The following is a 19309-nucleotide window of genomic DNA, read 5'->3' on the forward strand; positions in this document are numbered from 1 at the left end:
ATGGATTTCCTGACCGAGTGGTTCTGGTTCTTCCTGTTCCTGCCCCTGGCGGCGCTCAGTGGCTGGATCATCGGCCGTCGCGGCGGCCAGCGGCACGGCGACACCCAGGTCAGCCGGCTGTCGAGCACCTATTTCCGTGGCCTGAACTACCTGCTCAACGAACAGCCGGACAAGGCGATCGAGCTGTTCCTGCACATCGCCGAGCTGGACAAGGAAACGTTCGAGACCCAGGTCGCCCTGGGGCACCTGTTCCGCCGCCGTGGCGAAGTGGACCGCGCCATCCGCCTGCACCAGGGGCTGGTGCAACGCAGCGACTTGAGTGACGCACAGCGGGTGCAGGCGCTGCTGGCGCTGGGCGAAGACTATATGCGCTCCGGGTTGCTGGACCGCGCCGAGACGGTGTTCACCGATCTGGCGCAGATCGACCAGCGCGCGCCGCAGGCGCTCAAGCACCTGATCGGCATCTACCAGGCGGAGCGCGACTGGGAGAAGGCCATCGACAATGCGCGGCGCTACGAAGAGGTTACCGCCGAGCCGATGGGCAAGCTGATCGCCCAGTTCGAGTGCGAACTTGCGGAGCGGCAACGCACGGCGAACAACATCGACGCAGCACGCGCCGCGGTGGGACGGGCTTACCAGGCCGACGCGGGCAGTGTGCGTGCCGGCATCATCGAGGGACGCATCGAGACGGATGCGGGCAATCCGGATGCGGCGATCCGTGCGTTCGAGCGGGCGGCACGGCACGATCCCGACTATCTCCCCGAGGTGCTGCCGAGCCTGCTGGCCAGCTACGAGCAGGTCGGCGATCTTTCCGGCGCGCGCGCCTTCCTGTCCGAGATGTGCGAGCACTACCGGGGGATCGCACCGGTACTGGCCCTGACCAAACTCGTCGAGCGCCAGGAAGGCGTGGCCGCGGCGCGCGCCTACCTGGCGCGACAGCTCAAGGACCGGCCCTCGGTCAGGGGCGAAGCGTCGCTGATCGACCTGACGCTGGCCGAAGGCGCAGATCCGGCGGCCACCCTGCACGATCTCAAGCACATCACCGACCAGCTGCTGGTACGCAATCCGAGCTACCGCTGTACCCGCTGCGGCTTCGGCGCCCGTACCCATCACTGGCAATGCCCGAGTTGCAAGGAGTGGGGAACGGTCAAGCCGCTGCTGAACTACGCGGTGGTGTGATGCTCAACGCGTACGCCTGGGTGGGTGGCCTGGCCGCTGCGGCTGCGGCGGCCACCTGGTTGGCGCGGCGCTACGCGCTGCGTGGCAACCTGATGGACCAGCCGGGCGAGCGGCGCAGCCACACGATCGCGACGCCGCGAGGGGGCGGGATCGCCATCGTCCTGGTGATCGCCTGCGCGGGACTCTTCCTGATGACGCGGCAGGCGCCCGTGGATGCGCTGTGGTTGGGCTTCCTCCCTGGCCTGCTCCTCGTCGCCGGGATCGGTTGGTGGGACGACCACCGCCCGCTGTCGCCCTGGCTGCGCCTGGGGGTGCAGGCGGTGGCGGCCACGATGCTGGCGACCGCGGCTGCCGGGCAGAGCGGCCACTGGCTGCCCGCGGCGCTCGCGTTCGGTGCGGCCATGGCGCTGGTCAACGTCTGGAACTTCATGGACGGGATCAATGGACTTGCGGCCAGCCAGGCGGCGCTGGCCGCGTTCGCCTACGCGTTGCTGCTGGACGGGGCCTGGCATTGGCTGGCACTGGCGCTGCTGGCGGGCTGCCTGGGCTTCCTGCCGTTCAACTTCCCCCGGGCCCGGATCTTCCTGGGCGACGTGGGGAGCGGGGCGCTGGGGTTTGCACTGGCGGGGCTGGCGGTGGCGGCCTTGATCACGCGCCCGCCCTCCCAGATTCCCCTGCTGCTGCTCCCGCTCTGTCCCTTTCTCATCGACGCCGGCTTCACGCTCCTGGGGCGCATGCTCCGCGGGGAGCGGTGGTGGGCCCCCCATGTGGGTCATGTCTATCAAATGGGTGCCAGAAAGCGGGGGCACACCTTTGTAACCGTGATTTACATGGCGTTTGGAGGCATTAGCTTATTGTTAAGCTATGCGGCATTGCGGGCTGATTACGTCGTCACCGTGTGCGTGACGATGGCGGTATTCGGTACAGGCGCGGCATTGTGGTTTTTATTGCGCCGGGGATGGCGCAGTTAGCACTGGGAGAGGGAACTGATGGAGTCTTGGCGGGATCGACTGGGCGGATTCATGCCTCGTGCCCTGGTGGCCATCCATGATCTGGCCATGGTCTGGCTGTGCTGGCAGGCGCTGCACCGGTTCCGTTATTCGATGCTGGCCCATGCGCCGGAGTTTCCGCTCTGGTCGAATGAGATCGCCATCGTGCTGCTCGCGCAAGGCGCCGTCTTCTGGTGGATGGGCCTGTACCGAGGCCTCTGGCGTTTTGCGAGCCTTCCCGACCTCTGGAACATCGTGAAGGCCTGTGCGCTGGGGTTCCTGGGCATCGTCCTTGGCCTGTTCTTCTATAACCGCTTCGGGTCGACGCCGCGTGCCGTGCTGGGTTTCTATCCGTTCGCGCTGGTAGGCTTTCTCGGTTTGCCGAGGTTGGCCTACCGGGCGTGGAAGGACAGTCAGCTGCAACGCAGCAGCGAGAGCGCGTCGCGTGTCGTGGTGCTGGGGGCGGGCAGGGCCGGTGAGGCGTTGGTGCGGGAACTGCGCCGGACGGGGGTGTATCACCCCGTGGCCTTCCTCGACGACGCCTCGCGGTTGCACGGTTCCAAATTGCTGGGTGTTCCGGTCCTGGGCGGCTTGGAAAGCGCCGCTGCCGTCGCTCGCGAGACCGCTGCACGGATGCTGGTCATTGCGATGCCGTCGCTCGACGCGCCGGCCATGCAGCGCGTCGTGGCGATCTGCGAGAGCACCGGGTTGCCGTTCCGCATGGTGCCGAGACTGGTGAATGTGCTGGAAGGGCAATCGATGCCCGGCGACCTCAAGGAGGTCGCGATCGAGGATCTGCTCGGCCGGAAGTCGGTGACGCCGGACTGGAAGCTCATCCGCGGCTGGCTGGGCGGGCGTACCGTCATGGTGACCGGTGCCGGCGGATCGATCGGTTCGGAGCTCTGCAGGCAGTGCGCCCGGCATGGCGCCCAGCGGATCGCGCTGGTCGAGATCGACGAACTTGCGCTGATCACCATCCAGGGCGACCTGCGTCGCGCCTTCCCGGATCTCGAGGTCTTGCCCGTGCTGGGCAATTGCGGCGATCCGGCTGTCATCGCCCACGCGATGCGCCTGGCCGAGCCCGGCGCGGTGTTCCATGCCGCGGCCTACAAGCAGGTGCCGCTGCTGGAAGGGCATCTTCGTGAAGCCGTGGGCAACAACGTGCTCGCGACAGAGACCGTCGCCCGCGCGTGCCGCGAAGCCGGGGTTGGCACATTCGTGTTGATTTCGACCGACAAGGCGGTCGATCCCGTGAACGTGCTGGGGGCGACCAAGCGACTGGCCGAAATGGCGTGCCAGGCGCTCGACGACGGCAGCTCCAGCACGCGCTACGTGACCGTGCGGTTCGGCAATGTCCTGGATTCGGCGGGCAGTGTGGTTCCGCTGTTCCGCGACCAGATCCGCAAGGGCGGGCCCGTCACCGTCACCGACCCCGATGTGACGCGCTATTTCATGACCATTCCCGAGGCCTGCCAGCTGATCTTGCAGGCCGCCTCCGGCGCAGCGCACGCGTCGATCTACACGCTGGACATGGGCGATCCGGTGCCGATCCGTCTGCTGGCCGAACAGATGATCCGCCTGGCGGGCAAGCAGCCCGGCCGTGACATCGCGATTGTCTACACCGGCTTGCGTCCGGGCGAAAAGCTGCACGAGACGCTGTTCCATGCGGACGAGCGCTATCAGCCCACGTCGCACTCGAAGATCATGAAGGCACTGGCCCGCGAGGTATCGCCGGAGTTCTTGGAGCTTGCACTGCAGCGCCTGCGGGCAGCGCACGCCCGCTATGACACCGCCGAACTGGCGGAAGTGCTCAAGGTCGCCGTTCCCGAATTCGCGCCGCTGTCAGCCGGACACGATGCATCCTCGGCTAATATCGTGGTCTTTCCAGGCCGTGAAGCGCGCAGGATCCGATGACTCGAGCAAGAATCCGCAAGGCCGTGTTCCCCGTGGCCGGCCTGGGCACGCGCTTCCTCCCGGCCACCAAGACCGTGCCCAAGGAGATGCTGCCGATCATCGACCGGCCGCTGATCCAGTACGCCGTCGACGAGGCGATCGAGGCGGGGTGCGATACGCTGATCTTCGTCACCAACCGCTACAAGCATGCGGTCGCGGATTATTTCGATAAGGCCTACGAACTCGAGCAGAAGCTCGAGCGTGCAGGCAAGACGGAGCAGCTGGAACTGGTCCGGAACGTGCTGCCGCCGCATGTCCGTGCCGTCTTCGTCACCCAGGCAGAGGCGCTGGGTCTTGGTCACGCGGTGTTGTGTGCCAAGCCCATCGTGGGCGATGAGCCGTTCGCCGTGCTGCTGCCCGATGATCTGATCTGGAATCGTGGGCCGGGCGCCCTGAAGCAGATGGCGGATGCCGCCGAAGCCAGCGGCGGAAGCGTCATCGCCGTGCAGGACGTGCCGCGCGACCAGACCGGCAGTTACGGCATCGTGGCGACCGATGCCTTCTCGGGCCGGGAGGGCCGCATCCACGCCATCGTCGAGAAGCCGAAGCCGGACGTGGCGCCCAGCACGCTGGCCGTGGTGGGGCGTTACGTGCTGGATGCGCGCATCTTCTCCCTGCTGGAAAGCACCACGCCGGGCGCGGGTGGCGAGATCCAGCTGACCGACGCGATCGCGACACTGCTGTCGGAGAAGCCCGTCCACGCCTACCGTTTCCAGGGCACGCGCTTCGACTGCGGCACCCATATCGGGCTGATCGAGGCGACCATCCGCTATGCGCTCGACCATGAGAAGCTCAGCGATGCCGCGCGCGACATGATGCAGAATGCGTTGAACGAACTCGGCGTGCAGGATCTCGGCTGACGGCGTCGGTCGCACGTCCATCGCACGCTCCGGCAGAGCCGACGTCCAGTGCGCATATCAGGCAGAAACTACTATGTGGATACGGCAGGGGCTGTCGATCCACTGCCCTCGCTCGCGTCGCGCGTCGAGGCGGCCGTGTGCATCGTCGGCGGCGGCTTCGCCGGATTGAACACTGCCTTGGGGCTGGCGGAGCGTGGCGTCCGCGATGTGGTGTTGCTGGAAGCGGAAACGCCGGCGTTCGGTGCCTCGGGGCGCAATGGGGGTTTCGTGTTCGGCGGCTTTTCGCGCGGCGAAGCGTCGCTGCTGCACGACCTCGGACCGTCGCGGGCAAAGGCGCTGTACGCGGGGACGACGCAGGCGGTGTCGCTCATCCGCGACAGGATCGCGTGCCACGGCATCGCGTGCGATGCCACCCATGCCGGCATCCTGTGGGCCAACTGGTTTCGCGATCCGCGCGTGCTGCGTGATCGCCAGGCGCTGCTCGCCGGGGCCTTCGATCAGGATTGGCGCTGGGTGGACCGCGACGATGTCAGGCGACAGCTGCTGACCACGCGCTACCACGATGCCTTGTATGAGCCGCAGGCCTTCCACTTCCATCCCCTGAAGTACGCGAACGGCCTTGTACGCGCGCTGCGCGAACGGGGCGTGTCGCTGTTCGCACAGTCGCCCGCCGTTTCGATGCAGCGCGCAGGCGACGGGTGGCGCGTGGCCACTCCGTCCGGCAGGGTCGACGCCAGGCAGGTGGTGCTGGCCTGCGGCGGTTATCTGGCGGGACTGCATCGGCGGGTGGATGCGGGCGTGCTGCCCATCGCGACCTACGTGATGGTCACCGAACCGCTCGGCGCGCGGATGGAGGAGGCGATGCGCACGCGTGCGGCCGTCTACGACACGCGCTTTGCCTTCGACTATTACCGGCCTTTGCCGGACTCGCGCTTGCTGTGGGGAGGTCGGATTTCCGTCCTGGACCGTTCTCCACAGGCCGTCAGGCGGCTGCTGTACCGCGACCTGATGAGGGTCTTTCCGCAACTCGAGGGTGTGGGAATCGACTACGCGTGGTCCGGGCTGATGAGCTATGCCCGCCATGAGATGCCGCAGATCGGCCAGGTCGAGCCGGGGTTGTGGCTCGCGCAGGCGTTCGGCGGGCATGGTGTGGCGCCCACCACGTTCGCGGGCGAGATCGTCGCCGCCGCCATCGCGGAGGGAGACGGACGCTGGCGTGAGTTCTCCGCCTACGGGCTGGTATCGGCGATGAAGCCGGCCGGCTTTCTCGGCGCGCAGCTGGGCTACTGGTGGGCGCAGGCGAAAGATGCGTGGAAGGCGCGTGCCGAGCGGAGTATGCGCGCATGAGCGGCGCGGGCGATGTGATCGCATGGGACGATTTCCTGCGCGTGCAGCTATGCGCGGGCACGGTGCTGCGCGTCGAGCCTTTTCCGGAGGCGAGGAAGCCGGCGTGGAAACTGTGGGTCGACTTCGGACCGCATGGGGTGAAGAAGACCAGCGCGCAGGTACGCGCGCTTTACGCGCCCGAGCATCTGGTGGGGCGACAGGTGGTGGGCGTGATCAACTTCCCGCCCAAGCAAGTCGGCCCTTTTCTCTCCGAATTCCTGCTGACGGGATTCCACACCGAGGAGGGCGTCGTCGTCACCACGATCGAGCGTCGGGTACCCGACGGCACGCGCATGGCCTGACGGCCATCGGACGCACAAAGAAATGGCGCCGGACGGCGCCATTTCTTTTTCTGTGCATCAATCTGCCGCTCAGAGCGATTCGAAGATGCCCGCCGCACCCATGCCGGTGCCGATGCACATGGTCACCATGCCGTACTTCTTCTGGTGGCGGCGCATGCCGTGGACGATGGTGGCGGTGCGGATCGCGCCGGTCGCGCCGAGTGGGTGGCCCAGCGCGATGGCGCCGCCCAGCGGATTGATCTTCGACGCATCCAGGTCGCTGTCACGGATCACCGCCAGCGCCTGCGCGGCGAAGGCTTCGTTGAGCTCGATCCAGTCCAGCTGGTCCTTGGTCAGGCCGGCCTGCTTCAGGGCTTTCGGAATCGCGGCGATCGGGCCGATGCCCATCACTTCCGGCCGCACGCCGGCCACCGAGAAACTGACGAAACGCGCCAGCGGGGTCAGGCCGTAGTCCTTGATGGCCTGCTCCGAGGCCAGCAGCACGCCGGCCGCACCGTCGCTCATCTGCGACGACGTGCCCGCAGTGACGGTGCCGCCGAACTGCGGGTTTCGGAATACGGTACGCAGCTTGGCCAGGCCCTCCAGCGACGTGTCGGCGCGCGGACCTTCGTCCTGCTCGACCAGCAGCTTCTTCAGGCGCACGGTGTTGCCGGCAAGGTCGGGCTGACGCGAGATCACTTCGTAGGGGCTGATCTCGTCGCGGAATTCGCCCGCAGCCTGCGCCGCCAGCGCCTTCTGATGCGATGCCACGGCGAACGCGTCCTGGTCTTCGCGCGAGATCTTCCATTCCTCGGCGACCTTCTCGGCGGTGATACCCATGCCGTAGGCGATCGCGACATGGTCGTTGTCGAAGACGCTGGGCGCCATGGCGATCTTGTTGCCCATCATCGGCACCATGCTCATGCTCTCGGTGCCGCCGGCGAGCATCAGGTCGGCGTTGCCGAGGCGGATCTGGTCCGCCGCCATCGCCACGGCCTGCAGGCCGGACGAGCAGAAGCGGTTGATCGTCTGCGCGGCGATCGTGTTCGGCAGGCCCGCCAGCAGCAGGCCGATGCGTGCCACGTTCATGCCTTGCTCGGCTTCCGGCATCGCGCAGCCGATGATGGCGTCGTCGATGCGGTTGACGTCGATGCCCGGGGCCTGCGCCACGACCGACTTCAGCACGTGCGCCAGCATGTCGTCGGGACGGGTGTTGCGGAACACGCCCTTCGGCGCCTTGCCGACCGGGGTACGGGTGGCGGCGACGATATAGGCGTCCTGGATTTGTTTCATGGCTTTCTCCGAAAGCCGGGATTGGGGATTCGGGATTGGAGATTCGCCAGAGCGGATCGCCTTGTCCGAACAATGCCCCGCCCCCGGCGGAATGTGGTGTTGGAGGGAGCCGGGAGTCCGCTGTCGCGAGTCCCGAATCCCCAATTCCTAATCCCGCGCAACGTCAGTTGCGCAAGGGCTTGCCGGTCTTCAGCATGTGCGCGATGCGGGCCTGGGTCTTTTCCTGCTGGGCCAGTTCGACGAAATGCTTGCGCTCCAGCTTGAGCAGCCACTCCTCGTCGACCACCGCGCCGCGGTCCACTTCGCCGCCGCACAGCACGGTGGCGATGCGCACCGCGATCTCGTAGTCGTACGGGCTGATGAAGCGGCCTTCCAGCATGTTCACCAGCATCATCTTGAAGGTGGCGATGCCGACATCGCCGGCCACCTGGATGCGGCGGGCGGGCAGGGGCGGGCGGTAGCCGGTCTCCGCCAGGGCCAGCGCTTCCTGCTTGGCGATGTGGAGCAGCTCATAGGCGTTGAAGGCGATCTTGTCGCCGGCGCGCACGAGGCCCAGTTCCTTGGCCTCGACGACCGAGGCGGACACCTTCGCCATCGCGACGGTTTCGAACGTCTTCTTCAACTCGGCGAACACGTCACCGCCGGGGCCGGCGGCCTGTGAGGCGCGCACGGCGATTTCCTTCAGGCCGCCACCGGCCGGCAGCAGGCCCACGCCGGCCTCGACCAGGCCGATGTAGCTCTCGAGGTGCGCCACGGTGCGGGCGCTGTGCATCTGGAACTCGCAGCCACCGCCCAGCGCCAGCCCGCGCACCGCCGCCACGACCGGCACCAGCGAATACTTGATGCGCTGGCTGGTGGCCTGGAAGTTGGCGACCATCGCTTCGAACTCGGCGATCCTGCCCGCCTGCAGCGCGCCCAGCGCGCCGGCCAGATCGGCACCGGCGGAGAACGGCTCCTTCGGCTGCCAGATCACCAGGCCCTTGAACCGCTGCTCGGCGATGGTGATGGCCTGCTGCAGGCCGTCGAGCACCGCGTCGGACACGGTATGCATCTTGGTCTTGAAGCTGACCACGCCGATGCCGTCGCCGTCGGTCCACAGGCGCACGCCATCGTTCTCGAAGACGGTCTCGCCCTGCGGGAAGACCTCACCCAGCAGCGGATCGGGGAAGCGCTGGCGCTTGTACACGGGCAGCGACGAGCGCGGCAGCTTGGCGTTCTTGCCGGGGCTGTAGCTGCCTTCGGCTGCATGCACGCCCTCGCGACCGTCGAACACCCAGTTCGGCAGCGGTGCGGAGCTCATGGCCTTGCCCGCCACGATGTCGTCGGCGATCCACTGCGCCACCTGCTTCCAGCCGGCGGCCTGCCAGGTTTCGAAGGGACCCAGGCTCCAGCCGTAACCCCAGCGGATGGCCAAGTCGACGTCGCGCGCGGTCTCGGCGATGTCGGCCAGGTGGTACGCGCTGTAGTGGAACAGGTCGCGGAACACCGCCCACAGGAACTGCGCCTGCGGGTGCTGGCTCTCGCGCAGCCTGGCGAACTTCTCCGCCGGGTTCCTGATCTTCAGGATCTCGACCACCTCGGGTGCCGCCGTACGGTCGGCGGCGCGGTAGTCCTGCTTCTGCACGTCGAGGACCACGATGTCCTTGCCGACCTTGCGGAAGATGCCGGCGCCGGTCTTCTGGCCCAGCGCGCCCTTGGCGATCAGCGCGTCCAGCCACTTCGGCGATTTGAAGTAGGCATGCCAGGGATCGTCGGGAAGGGTGTCGGCCATGGTCTTGATGACGTGGGCCATGGTGTCCAGGCCGACGACATCGGAGGTGCGGTAGGTGGCGGATTTCGGGCGGCCGATCAGCGGGCCGGTGACGGCATCCACCTCATCGAAGCCCAGCTTGAACTCGCCGGTGTGGTGGGCGGTGGCCAGGATCGAGAACACGCCGATGCGGTTGCCGATGAAGTTGGGCGTGTCCTTGGCGTACACCACTCCCTTGCCCAGCGTGGTGGTCAGGAACGTTTCCAGGCCTTCCAGCACCGCCGCGTCGGTCGACTTGGCCGGAATCAGCTCGGCCAGATGCATGTAGCGCGGCGGGTTGAAGAAGTGCACGCCACAGAAACGATGGCGAAGTTGTTCCGGAAGAACTTCCGCCAACGTGTTGATTCCCAAGCCTGACGTGTTGCTCGCCAGCACCGCATGATCGGCCACGAACGGGGCGATCTTCCGGTACAGGTCCTGCTTCCAGTCCATCCTCTCGGCGATGGCCTCGATGATCAGATCGCAGCCCTTGAGGTGCTCCAGGCCCGTCTCGTAGTTGGCCGGCGTGATGGCCTCGGCCAGCGACTTGCTGGCGAGCGGGGCCGGACTGAGCTTGGCCAGGTTGGCGATGGCCTTGTGGACGATGCCGTCGGGATGGCCGTCCTTGGCGGGCAGGTCGAACAGGACGGTGTCGACACCGGCGTTGGTCAGGTGCGCGGCGATCTGCGCGCCCATCACGCCGGCGCCCAGCACGGCCGCCTTGCGAACAAGCAGGGGGTTGGACATGGGATTTCCTCGGATTGCAGGGGTTAGGTGTGGTCGGCGCGCAGGCCGGCCTCGGCGAAGCGGATCAGTTCACGGGCGGCTCGCTCACGGTGCGCGGCCTCGGTGACGCCCGTGGGGCGCTTGATCAGGCCGAAATCGGCCATGGCGTAGGTCAGGGCGCCGGAGAAGAAGTCCAGCCGCCAGTACAGCTCTTCCTTGCTCAGCCCGGGCACGCAGGCGGCGATGGCCTTGCCGAACTCGCGCAGCACGTGGCCGTAGTGGTCGGACAGGAACTTGCGCAGGCCGTCGTTCTTCTCGGCGTAGGCGCGGGCGATGACGCGCACGAAAGCCCCGCCGCCATGGCGGTCCTGCGCCAGCGCCAGGGCGGGCTCGACGAAGGCGGCGAGGATGGGTTGCAGTTCCCCCGGGTGATCGTCCAGCGCCTTCCCGAGCAGCGACAGGCGCGCGGCGGTCATGTCGTCCATGCGGCGGCGGAACACCTCGTTGACCAGGTTTTCCTTGCTGCCGAAGTGATAGTTGACCGCCGCGATATTGACGTCGGCGCGGCTGGTGACCTGCCGCAGCGAGGTGCCGGCGAAGCCGTGCTGGGCGAACAGCTCCTCGGCCGCCCCCAGGATGCGTTCCTTGGTCGAGAAGTGCGTGGTGTTGCCCATGGAGTCTCCGGAAACTGAATCAAACGCTTGTTTGACTCATTCTCCCTCCGGCGTTCCGGAGTGTCATGCTGCTAAGCAGCAATTTCTTCATGGCGCGGCTGCAGAGTTCCGGCGGATACGTTAGAATCTCGCTACGCTTTCTGGTCTAAGCCCGCGTTTCGACGCGGGTTTTTCATGTTAACCTCGGGTCCTCAGTGGCCCGCCCAACGGAGAGAATCCCCATGGCGCTGGAGCGCACCCTGTCGATCGTCAAGCCCGATGCCGTCGCCAAGAACGTCATCGGCGAAATCTATGCCCGCTTCGAAAAGAACGGCCTGAAGATCATCGCCTCGAAGATGAAGCACCTGTCGCGCCGCGAGGCCGAAGGTTTCTACGCCGTCCACCGCGAGCGTCCGTTCTTCAACGCGCTGGTCGAGTTCATGATTTCCGGTCCGGTCGTCATCCAGGTGCTGGAAGGCGAGAACGCCGTACTCAAGCACCGCGAGATCCTCGGCGCCACCAATCCGAAGGATGCCGCGCCCGGCACGATCCGCGCCGACTTCGCCGACTCGATCGATGCCAATGCCGCGCACGGTTCGGATTCGGTCGAGAACGCGAACATCGAGATCGCGTATTTCTTCGCCGCGACCGAAGTGTTCTCGCGCTGAGCGATAGCGATGAGCAGCCACGAACTGCCGCCGATCGAGTTGAAGCTGGCCACGGACGCACCGTCCGTGGCTGTCGGCGTGCCCGTGTCCGCGAAGCAGAACCTGATGGATCTGGATCGCGAAGGGCTGGAGCAGTTCTTCACCGGCACGCTGGGTGAACAGAAGTTCCGTGCGCACCAGGTGATGAAGTGGATCCATCACCGGTACGTCACCGACTTCAACGAGATGACCGACCTCGGCAAGAACCTGCGCGCGAAGCTGCAGGAACATGCCGAGGTGGTGGTGCCGCAGGTCGTGTTCGACAAACCCTCGGCCGACGGCACCCACAAGTGGCTGCTCGGGATGGGCGTGGACGGCAAGAACGCCGTCGAAACCGTCTATATCCCCGACAAGAACCGCGGCACGCTGTGCGTGTCGTCGCAGGTCGGCTGCGGCCTGAACTGCACCTTCTGTTCCACTGCGACGCAGGGCTTCAACCGGAACCTCACCACCGCCGAGATCATCGGCCAGGTCTGGGTGACGGCGCGCCACCTGGGCAACGTGCCCGCGCAGAACCGCCGCCTCACCAACGTGGTGATGATGGGCATGGGCGAGCCGCTGCTCAATTTCGACAACGTCGTGCGCGCGATGAACATCATGCGCGACGACCTGGGTTACGGCCTGGCCAGCAAGCGTGTGACCCTGTCGACGTCGGGCCTGGTGCCGATGATCGACCGGCTGTCCACCGAGACCGACGTGTCGCTGGCCGTCTCGCTGCACGCGCCCAACGATGCGTTGCGCGAACAGCTGGTGCCGCTCAACCGGAAGTATCCGATCGCGGAACTGATGGCATCGTGCGTGCGCTACCTGCGTGCGAACAAGAAGCGCGACTCGGTGACGTTCGAGTACACCTTGATGAAGGGCGTCAACGACCAGCCCGAGCACGCGCGCCAGCTTGCGCAACTGATGCGCAAGTTCAGCAATGCCGCGCAGCTGAAGGATGCCGGCAAGGTCAACCTCATTCCGTTCAATCCATTCCCCGGTACGCGCTACGAGCGCGCGCCTGAGGAAGACATCCGTGCCTTCCAGAAGCTGCTGCTCGATGCGCAGGTGCTCACGATGGTCCGCCGCACCCGTGGCGACGACATCGATGCCGCCTGCGGCCAGTTGAAGGGGCAGGTGATGGACCGCACCCGTCGCCAGGCCGAGTTCCGCCGGCAGCTGCAGGAACAGGGCATCGACGATGCAGCGTAAGGCGCGCTGCCTGCTGCTGATCCTGCTGATGCTGGCGACCGCCTGCAGTCGTCTTCCCTTCATGGGCACCAAGGGCCGGATGGAGCATCTGTCCGGCCAGCAGGTCGCCCAGGATTACGCGGTCAGCGACAGTCCGGAAGTGAAGCGGCGCCAGGCCGTACAGACCCTGCTCGCGCGGGCCGTGCAACGGCTGCAGTCGGGGCAGCCCGAGGCGGCCGAGAAGGACGTCCGTGCCGCTTTGAAACTCGATCCTGGTTCGGTCGACGCGGTGACCCTGCTGGGCATCATCGAGGACCGGCGTGGCAATGCCGTTCTGGCGGGCCAGCACTACCGGCGCGCGGCCGAACTCGCTCCCGGGCAGGGTGCAGCACAGAACAACTACGGCACCTGGCTCTGCTCCAATGGCTTCGCCGCCGAATCGCTGGTCTGGTTCGACCGCGCGGTGCTGGCGCCGGGCTATGCCACGCCGACAGCGGCCATGGCCAATGCGGGCAGTTGCGCGCTCAAGGCTGGCCAGAGCGAGCGGGCGTCCCGCGATCTGCGGCAGGTGCTCGCCATCGAGCCCGCCAATACCGTTGCGCTGGAGGCCATGGCCGAGCTGGAATTCGACAGGCAGCAATACATGTCCGCCCGTGCTTTCGTGGAGCGCAGGCTGGCGGCGGGGCCGGCGACGGCCGCCGTGTTGAAACTCGCATCACAAATCGAGGACAGACTCGGCGACAAGGCCGCTGCCAGTCGATATGTTCAGCGGAATCGGGCGGAGTTCCCCGACGCGCAGGACGTCACAACCGGGGGAAATGCAGGGCCATGATGCAATCGGTAGTCGGGGATGTGTCCCCGCCGCAGGGGTGCGGCGAGGCGTTGCGGTCGGCGCGTGAACAGGCAGGCCTGTCCTTGCAGGACGTGGGCCAGCGCCTGAAGATGCCGGCGAAGGTGGTGCAGGCCCTGGAAGCAGGGCAGTGGGACCAGTCCGGTGGCGCCGTGTTCGTGCGCGGGCAACTGCGCAGTTACGGCCGCCTGCTGAAGATGGACGTGGAGCCGTTTCTGCAGCAGGCCGACGCGGCAGTGGCCAGGCCGGCGGAACTGGTCAGCCACAGCCACACGCCGCGCTTCCAGTACTTCTTCGAGAGTTTCAAGCGGCGCGCTGTCTACGTGGTCCTGACCATGGTCATCGCGACCCCGGTGTGGATGGGGCTTCGTCAGTCCGTGGGTTCCGATCCTGATGCGACCACAGCGTCGCTCGACGTCGTGCCTGGTTCGTCCGAAGCCGGGAAGGCACCGGCCGCCGAAGCGCCACGCGCCAGCACGCGTCCGCAGGCCGCGCCGTTCGTGGCGTCGATGGCGCCGCTGGCGCGCGCGTCGGCGCCGTGGCTGTCGCTGTCGTTCAAGGGCGACAGCTGGGTCGAAGTGAACGCTCCGGACGGACGCAAGCTCGAGCACGCATTGCTGCGCGCCGGCGACGAGCGTCGCTATGCGCAGGGCGAAGTCGGCCGCGTGAAGCTGGGCGATGCGACGGCGGTCGAGGTTCAGCAAGCGGGGAGTACGGTGGATCTGGCGCCGTACCTGCGAGCGAACGTCGCACGCTTTACGGTATCCTCTGAGGGTTCCCTGGCGCCGGTCGTTGACTGACCCGCGTGCGGGTTTGTCCAACCTAGACCGAGACCCCGCCTGAGACGGGGCAAGAGAGCGCATGGCGATTGATGATCTGCTCGACGAGCACGAACAAAGCGAACGTGTCCGCAGCTGGCTGAGGAGCAACGGTGCCGGCCTGCTGGGCGGCGTGGTCCTGGGTCTGGGTGTGATCTTCGGCTGGCAGTGGTGGCAGAAGGACCAGGCGGGCAAGAAAGAGCAGGCGTACCAGAGCTACCAGAGTGCGACCGAAGGTCTTGCCAAGGGCGACCTCAAGCAGGCGCAGGGCGCGGTGAGCGCCTTGATGAAGGAAGACGAGCTCTATGCCGATGTCGCCGGCCTGCAACTGGCCAAGGCGCAGGTGCAGGCGGGCGAACGCGATGCCGCCATCGCCACCTTGCGTTCGCTGACTCCCGACGATGCCTTGCGGCCGCTGGTGAACCTGCGCCTCGCACGCCTGCTGATCGATGCCGGTAAACACGACGAAGCGCTGAAGGCGCTGGACAAGGCCGAGGATGCCTCCAGTCTGGAAGTGCGCGGCGATGCGTTGCTGGCCGCCGGCAAGGCCAAGGAAGCGCAGGATGCCTACACCCGCGCGCTGACCACGCTGGATGCGGTGTCGCCGCAGCGTCGTCTGGTCGAGCTGAAGTTGATCGACGCCGGTGGCACGCCACCGAAGACCGGAGGTGCCGCATGACGCGCGCGCTGGTACGCCTGGCCGCCGCCACGGTATTCATTGCCGCGCTGGGTGGCTGCAGCACCGTGAAGGGCTGGTTCTCCGGCAAGGACAAGGAAGGCGAGAAGCCGGTCGATCCGGTCGAGCTCGTCGACTTCACGCCGACGGCAACCGTCGCCAAGCTCTGGAGTGCGAATATCGGCAAGGGCGAGCAGCGCCTCGGCCTGCAGCAGGTGCCGGTGGTCGACGACGGCCGCGTTTACGCCGCCGCGGTCGAAGGTGGCGTACGCGCGCTCGACCTGCAGACGGGCAAGCAGGTGTGGCACGCCAAGTCCGATCTCCGCCTCTCGGGCGGTCCGGGTGCCGGGCAGGGCCTGGTGGTCGTCGGGACGCTCGATGGCCAGGTGATCGCGCTGGATGCCGCGACCGGTGCGGAGAAGTGGCAGGTCAAGGTGCCGAATGAGGTGATCGCGGCTCCCGCCATCGGTCAGGACATGGTCTATGTCCGCACCAACGACGGCCGCATCACGGCGCTCTCCTCCGAGACGGGTGAGCGCCGCTGGTTCTGGAACAACGAGCTGCCCAGCCTGACCGTGCGCGGCAACGCGCCCGTGGTCGTGGGTCCGGGCGTGGTGTTCGTCGGCAACGACGACGGCACGGTCACGGCGCTGGCGGGCAACGACGGTCGCCCCTTGTGGACGCAGACGGTCGGCGTGCCCGAAGGCCGTAGCGAACTGGAGCGCATGGCGGACGTCGATGGCGCCCCCGTGCTCGAGGGCACGACCCTGTATGTCACCAGCTTCAAGAAGGAAACCGTCGCGCTCGAAGGCCCGTCCGGCCGTCCGTTGTGGACCCGCGACAACGGTGGTGCCGGCGGCTTGGGCGTGACCAGCAGTGCGGTCGTTGTCGCGGACCCCGCGGGCACGGTCTGGGGTCTGGACAAGTACAGCGGCAGCGCGTTGTGGTCGAACACCACGCTGGCGCGGCGCTCGCTGACGGCACCGACCATCCATGGCGACTACGCGGTGGTGGGCGATTACGATGGCTACCTGCACTGGCTGAAGACAGACAATGGCGAGGCGGCGGCCCGCGCGCGCGTCGGTGGAAAGGCCATCCGCGGCAAGCCGGTCGTCGCCGACGGCATCCTGCTGGTGCAGGACGTGGAAGGCGGCCTGACCGCATTCGGCTTCAAGTGATCGGCGGTGGGAGCGGCTCGGCCGCTCCCTTCGTGCTTCCGGAAAGGGCCGCATTGCGGCCCTTTTTCGCGGAGCAGGGCGTATTCCGCTACCATGGCGGCCCCTTGACCGACCGGAGCGGTCGCGCCCTCCGCGCGACGGCGAGCCTTCGGCGCCCCTCATCCTCACGGTTGCTCCCTGCATGTTGCCCCTCGTCGCCCTGGTGGGCCGTCCCAATGTCGGCAAATCCACCCTGTTCAACGCGCTGACGCGCACGCGTGACGCGCTGGTGCACGACCAGCCGGGCGTGACCCGCGACCGCAACTACGGCGTCTGCCGCCTGGACGAAGACGCGCCGTTCCTGGTGGTGGATACCGGCGGCATCGCCGGCGAGGAAGAAGGCCTGGCCGGCGCGACGGCGCGCCAGGCGCGGGCGGCCGCCGAAGAAGCCGACCTTGTGCTGTTCATCGTGGATGGCCGCGAAGGGGCCTCCGCGCTCGACGACGAGATCCTGGCCTGGCTGCGCAAGGCCGCGCGCCCCACGTTGCTGGTCATCAACAAGATCGACGGCATCAACGAAACCACGGCGATCGCGGATTTCGCCCGCTACGGTTTCGCCGATGTCATCACCATCTCCGCCTCCCATCGCCAGGGCCTCGACGATCTGCTTGAGGAAGTACATCAGCGGCTGCCGGAAGAGGGGGCTGCCGCCGGCCTCGATACCGATCCCAACCGCATGCGCGTGGCCTTCGTCGGCCGTCCCAACGTGGGCAAGTCCACGCTGGTGAACCGCCTGCTGGGCGAGGAACGGATGATCGCCTCCGAGGTGCCGGGCACCACGCGCGACTCCATCTCCGTGGACATGGAGCGCGACGGCCGCCAGTACCGCCTGATCGACACCGCCGGCCTGCGCCGCAAGGGCAAGGTGGAAGAAGCCGTCGAGAAGTTCAGCGTGGTCAAGACGCTGCAGGCCATCGAACAGTGCCAGGTGGCCGTGTTGCTGCTGGACGCCACCGAAGGCGTCACCGACCAGGACGCCAGCGTGCTCGGCGCCGTGCTGGATGCGGGTCGGGCGCTGGTCGTGGCGATCAACAAGTGGGACGGACTGACCGCCTACCAGCGCGAGCAGGCCGAGGCCCTGCTGGCGCGCAAGCTGGGCTTCGTGGAGTGGGCCGAAGTGGTCCGGATCTCCGCGCTGCACGGCTCGGGCCTGCGCGAACTGTTCAAGGCGATCCACCGCGCGCATGCGTCGGCGACCAAGGAATTCGGCACCAGCGAGGTCAACAAGGCGCTCGAGATCGCCTACGAGACCAATCCGCCGCCGAGCATCCGCGGACACGTCTCCAAGCTGCGCTACGTGCACCCGGGCGGCGCGAATCCGCCGACCTTCATCGTGCATGGCACCCGCCTGAAGGTGCTGCCGGAGTCGTACAAGCGCTACCTCGAGAACTTCTTCCGCAAACGCTTCAAGCTGGTCGGCACGCCCGTGCGCTTCGTGTTCCGTGAGGGCGCCAACCCCTACGAGGGCAAGAAGAACGTGCTGACCGAGAAGCAGATCGCCAAGAAGCGCCGCCTGATCCGGCACGTCAAGCGCGGCAAGTGACGGAGTATCCGACCCGCGTCGATTTCGCCGCCGCCGCGGGGATCGTCCGCGACGTCGCCGCCAACCGCATGCTGAAGGCCGAGCGCGTACCCGTCACGCGTGCGGGCGGCCGCATCCTGGCCGAGGACATCGTCTCGCCGATCGCGCTGCCGCCATTCGACAACAGCCGCATGGATGGTTTCGCCTTTGCGCACGCCAGCCTGTCGGTCGGCGGCACCACGTCGCTGCGGCTGGCGGGCGAGCAGTTCGCGGGTCGCCTGAGGGAACGCCACATCGGCGTCGGCGAGTGCGTCCGCATCACGACCGGCGCGCCGTTGCCGCCCGGCACCGATACGGTTGCCATCAAGGAAGACTGTGTCGAGGACGCCGGCATCGTCCGCGTGCCGGCGGGCCTGTCGCCCGGCGCCGATGTGCGCCGGGCCGGCGAGGACGTACCTGTGGGCGTGCGCGTGCTGCAGGAAGGCCAGGTGCTGACGCCGGCCCGGGTCTCGCTCGCCGCCGCGCTCGGCACCGCATCGCTGGCCGTTACCCAGCGTCCGACCGTCGCGGTGTTCACCACCGGCGACGAACTGGTCGAGCCCGGCCTGCCGCTCGCACCCGGCCAGATCTACAACAGCAACCTCGAGCTGCTGATGGCCCTGCTCCGCGCCGACGGCCTGGAGCCGACAGCATGGCCCTCCTTGCCGGACGATCCGGAACGCATGGCCACCCTGCTGACCGATGCGGCGGCCGCCTTCGACGTGGTCATCACGTGCGGCGGCGTCTCGGCGGGCGAAAAGGACCATCTGCCCGGCCTGCTGGCCACGCATGGCCGCATCCATGTCTGGAAGGTGCGGATGAAGCCGGGCATGCCCTTGCTGTTCGGCGAGATGGACCGTGCGTTGTTCCTGGGCCTGCCCGGCAACCCGGTCTCGGTGCTGGCGACCTTCCTGACGCTCGGCCGCGAACTGCTCGACGGGTTGCAGCGCCGCCGCGAGCCGCGCCCGCGGTGGACCGCAGTGCTGGGCGCGCCCTGGCGCAAGACGCACGAACGCCTGGAGTTCCTGCGGGGCCGACTGACTGCCATGCCCGACGGCCGGCTGCAGGTGATGCCGAACGCCGCCGACGCCTCGCACCAGCTGCGCGCCGCCGCCGACAGCGATGCGCTGATCGTGCTGCCGGAAGGCCCGCGCGTGTTCGAAGCGGGCGATGTCGTCGACGTGATCGCCTGCTGAAG

At 67.2% G+C, this 19309-nt stretch carries 17 protein-coding genes; 14 read left to right on the top strand and 3 right to left on the bottom strand.

Annotation, left to right across the window (positions count from 1 at the left end; all coding sequences use genetic code 11):
• Genes lapB through VGN58_RS07620 form a run of 6 tightly spaced genes read left to right on the top strand, consistent with a single transcriptional unit; the run spans position 1 to position 6669 of the window.
• On the top strand, positions 1-1179 hold the full coding sequence (lapB, locus tag VGN58_RS07595) for a lipopolysaccharide assembly protein LapB (RefSeq protein ID WP_327482690.1): 1179 nt from the start codon (positions 1-3) through the stop codon (positions 1177-1179).
• Complete coding sequence (locus tag VGN58_RS07600) at positions 1179-2150, top strand: lipopolysaccharide biosynthesis protein (protein WP_327482691.1); 972 nt, start codon at positions 1179-1181, stop codon at positions 2148-2150. Before lapB ends, VGN58_RS07600 begins: the two co-directional genes overlap by 1 nt.
• Positions 2151-2168: 18 nt before the next feature.
• Entirely contained in the window at positions 2169-4082 is a 1914-nt protein-coding gene (locus tag VGN58_RS07605) for a nucleoside-diphosphate sugar epimerase/dehydratase (protein WP_327482692.1), read from the top strand.
• A complete protein-coding gene (gene galU / locus VGN58_RS07610) occupies positions 4079-4981 on the top strand; it encodes a UTP--glucose-1-phosphate uridylyltransferase GalU (protein WP_327482693.1) in 903 nt (300 codons plus the stop codon). The genes VGN58_RS07605 and galU overlap by 4 nt, the downstream gene beginning before the upstream one ends.
• Before the next feature lie 48 nt (positions 4982-5029).
• Complete coding sequence (locus VGN58_RS07615; protein WP_327482694.1) at positions 5030-6328, top strand: FAD-binding oxidoreductase; 1299 nt, start codon at positions 5030-5032, stop codon at positions 6326-6328.
• Positions 6325-6669, top strand: coding sequence for a tRNA-binding protein (locus VGN58_RS07620; RefSeq protein ID WP_327482695.1), 345 nt, complete (start codon positions 6325-6327; stop codon positions 6667-6669). Before VGN58_RS07615 ends, VGN58_RS07620 begins: the two co-directional genes overlap by 4 nt.
• 69 nt (positions 6670-6738) lie before the next feature.
• Here VGN58_RS07620 and VGN58_RS07625 read toward each other — a convergent pair whose 3' ends face one another.
• The 3 genes from VGN58_RS07625 to VGN58_RS07635 all read right to left on the bottom strand — a co-directional run bounded on the left by VGN58_RS07625 (position 6739) and on the right by VGN58_RS07635 (position 11130).
• On the bottom strand, positions 6739-7941 hold the full coding sequence (locus VGN58_RS07625; RefSeq protein WP_327482696.1) for an acetyl-CoA C-acyltransferase: 1203 nt from the start codon (positions 7939-7941) through the stop codon (positions 6739-6741).
• A 163-nt stretch (positions 7942-8104) separates the two neighbouring features.
• Positions 8105-10477: a 3-hydroxyacyl-CoA dehydrogenase/enoyl-CoA hydratase family protein gene (locus VGN58_RS07630; protein WP_327482697.1), complete on the bottom strand. Its 2373-nt coding sequence runs from the start codon at positions 10475-10477 to the stop codon at positions 8105-8107.
• A gap of 23 nt (positions 10478-10500) precedes the next feature.
• Entirely contained in the window at positions 10501-11130 is a 630-nt protein-coding gene (locus VGN58_RS07635) for a TetR/AcrR family transcriptional regulator (RefSeq protein ID WP_327482698.1), read from the bottom strand.
• A 221-nt stretch (positions 11131-11351) separates the two neighbouring features.
• On the opposite strand from VGN58_RS07635, the gene ndk reads away from it, so the two are divergent.
• From ndk to glp, 8 genes are all read left to right on the top strand, one after another.
• On the top strand, positions 11352-11777 hold the full coding sequence (ndk, locus tag VGN58_RS07640) for a nucleoside-diphosphate kinase (RefSeq protein WP_327482699.1): 426 nt from the start codon (positions 11352-11354) through the stop codon (positions 11775-11777).
• A gap of 9 nt (positions 11778-11786) precedes the next feature.
• The gene (rlmN, locus tag VGN58_RS07645; RefSeq protein ID WP_327482700.1) at positions 11787-13010 is read left to right on the top strand and encodes a 23S rRNA (adenine(2503)-C(2))-methyltransferase RlmN; all 1224 of its coding nucleotides are present in this window, start codon (positions 11787-11789) and stop codon (positions 13008-13010) included.
• Between the two features lie 31 nt (positions 13011-13041).
• Entirely contained in the window at positions 13042-13821 is a 780-nt protein-coding gene (gene pilW / locus VGN58_RS07650) for a type IV pilus biogenesis/stability protein PilW (RefSeq protein ID WP_414710816.1), read from the top strand.
• Entirely contained in the window at positions 13818-14639 is an 822-nt protein-coding gene (locus VGN58_RS07655; RefSeq protein ID WP_327482702.1) for a RodZ domain-containing protein, read from the top strand. The genes pilW and VGN58_RS07655 overlap by 4 nt, the downstream gene beginning before the upstream one ends.
• A 61-nt stretch (positions 14640-14700) precedes the next feature.
• Positions 14701-15336: a YfgM family protein gene (locus tag VGN58_RS07660; RefSeq protein WP_327482703.1), complete on the top strand. Its 636-nt coding sequence runs from the start codon at positions 14701-14703 to the stop codon at positions 15334-15336.
• Entirely contained in the window at positions 15333-16511 is a 1179-nt protein-coding gene (gene bamB / locus VGN58_RS07665) for an outer membrane protein assembly factor BamB (RefSeq protein ID WP_327482704.1), read from the top strand. The genes VGN58_RS07660 and bamB overlap by 4 nt, the downstream gene beginning before the upstream one ends.
• Before the next feature lie 181 nt (positions 16512-16692).
• Complete coding sequence (der, locus tag VGN58_RS07670) at positions 16693-18093, top strand: ribosome biogenesis GTPase Der (protein WP_327482705.1); 1401 nt, start codon at positions 16693-16695, stop codon at positions 18091-18093.
• A complete protein-coding gene (gene glp / locus VGN58_RS07675; protein WP_327482706.1) occupies positions 18090-19307 on the top strand; it encodes a gephyrin-like molybdotransferase Glp in 1218 nt (405 codons plus the stop codon). The genes der and glp overlap by 4 nt, the downstream gene beginning before the upstream one ends.
• Positions 19308-19309: the final 2 nt, after the last annotated feature.

Origin of the sequence: Pseudoxanthomonas sp., assembly GCF_035999195.1 — a bacterium.
In the GTDB taxonomy this organism is placed as follows: Bacteria; Pseudomonadota; Gammaproteobacteria; order Xanthomonadales; family Xanthomonadaceae; genus Pseudoxanthomonas_A.

Bases quoted from the DNA above. Each gene is read 5' to 3' on its own strand.
- lapB (WP_327482690.1), top strand. From the start codon at position 1: ATGGATTTCCTGACCGAGTGGTTCTGGTTCTTCCTGTTCCTGCCCCTG.
- VGN58_RS07600 (WP_327482691.1), top strand. From the start codon at position 1,179: ATGCTCAACGCGTACGCCTGGGTGGGTGGCCTGGCCGCTGCGGCTGCG.
- VGN58_RS07605 (WP_327482692.1), top strand. From the start codon at position 2,169: ATGGAGTCTTGGCGGGATCGACTGGGCGGATTCATGCCTCGTGCCCTG.
- galU (WP_327482693.1), top strand. From the start codon at position 4,079: ATGACTCGAGCAAGAATCCGCAAGGCCGTGTTCCCCGTGGCCGGCCTG.
- VGN58_RS07620 (WP_327482695.1), top strand. From the start codon at position 6,325: ATGAGCGGCGCGGGCGATGTGATCGCATGGGACGATTTCCTGCGCGTG.
- VGN58_RS07625 (WP_327482696.1), bottom strand. From the start codon at position 7,941: ATGAAACAAATCCAGGACGCCTATATCGTCGCCGCCACCCGTACCCCG.
- VGN58_RS07630 (WP_327482697.1), bottom strand. From the start codon at position 10,477: ATGTCCAACCCCCTGCTTGTTCGCAAGGCGGCCGTGCTGGGCGCCGGC.
- VGN58_RS07635 (WP_327482698.1), bottom strand. From the start codon at position 11,130: ATGGGCAACACCACGCACTTCTCGACCAAGGAACGCATCCTGGGGGCG.
- ndk (WP_327482699.1), top strand. From the start codon at position 11,352: ATGGCGCTGGAGCGCACCCTGTCGATCGTCAAGCCCGATGCCGTCGCC.
- rlmN (WP_327482700.1), top strand. From the start codon at position 11,787: ATGAGCAGCCACGAACTGCCGCCGATCGAGTTGAAGCTGGCCACGGAC.
- VGN58_RS07655 (WP_327482702.1), top strand. From the start codon at position 13,818: ATGATGCAATCGGTAGTCGGGGATGTGTCCCCGCCGCAGGGGTGCGGC.
- VGN58_RS07660 (WP_327482703.1), top strand. From the start codon at position 14,701: ATGGCGATTGATGATCTGCTCGACGAGCACGAACAAAGCGAACGTGTC.
- bamB (WP_327482704.1), top strand. From the start codon at position 15,333: ATGACGCGCGCGCTGGTACGCCTGGCCGCCGCCACGGTATTCATTGCC.
- der (WP_327482705.1), top strand. From the start codon at position 16,693: ATGTTGCCCCTCGTCGCCCTGGTGGGCCGTCCCAATGTCGGCAAATCC.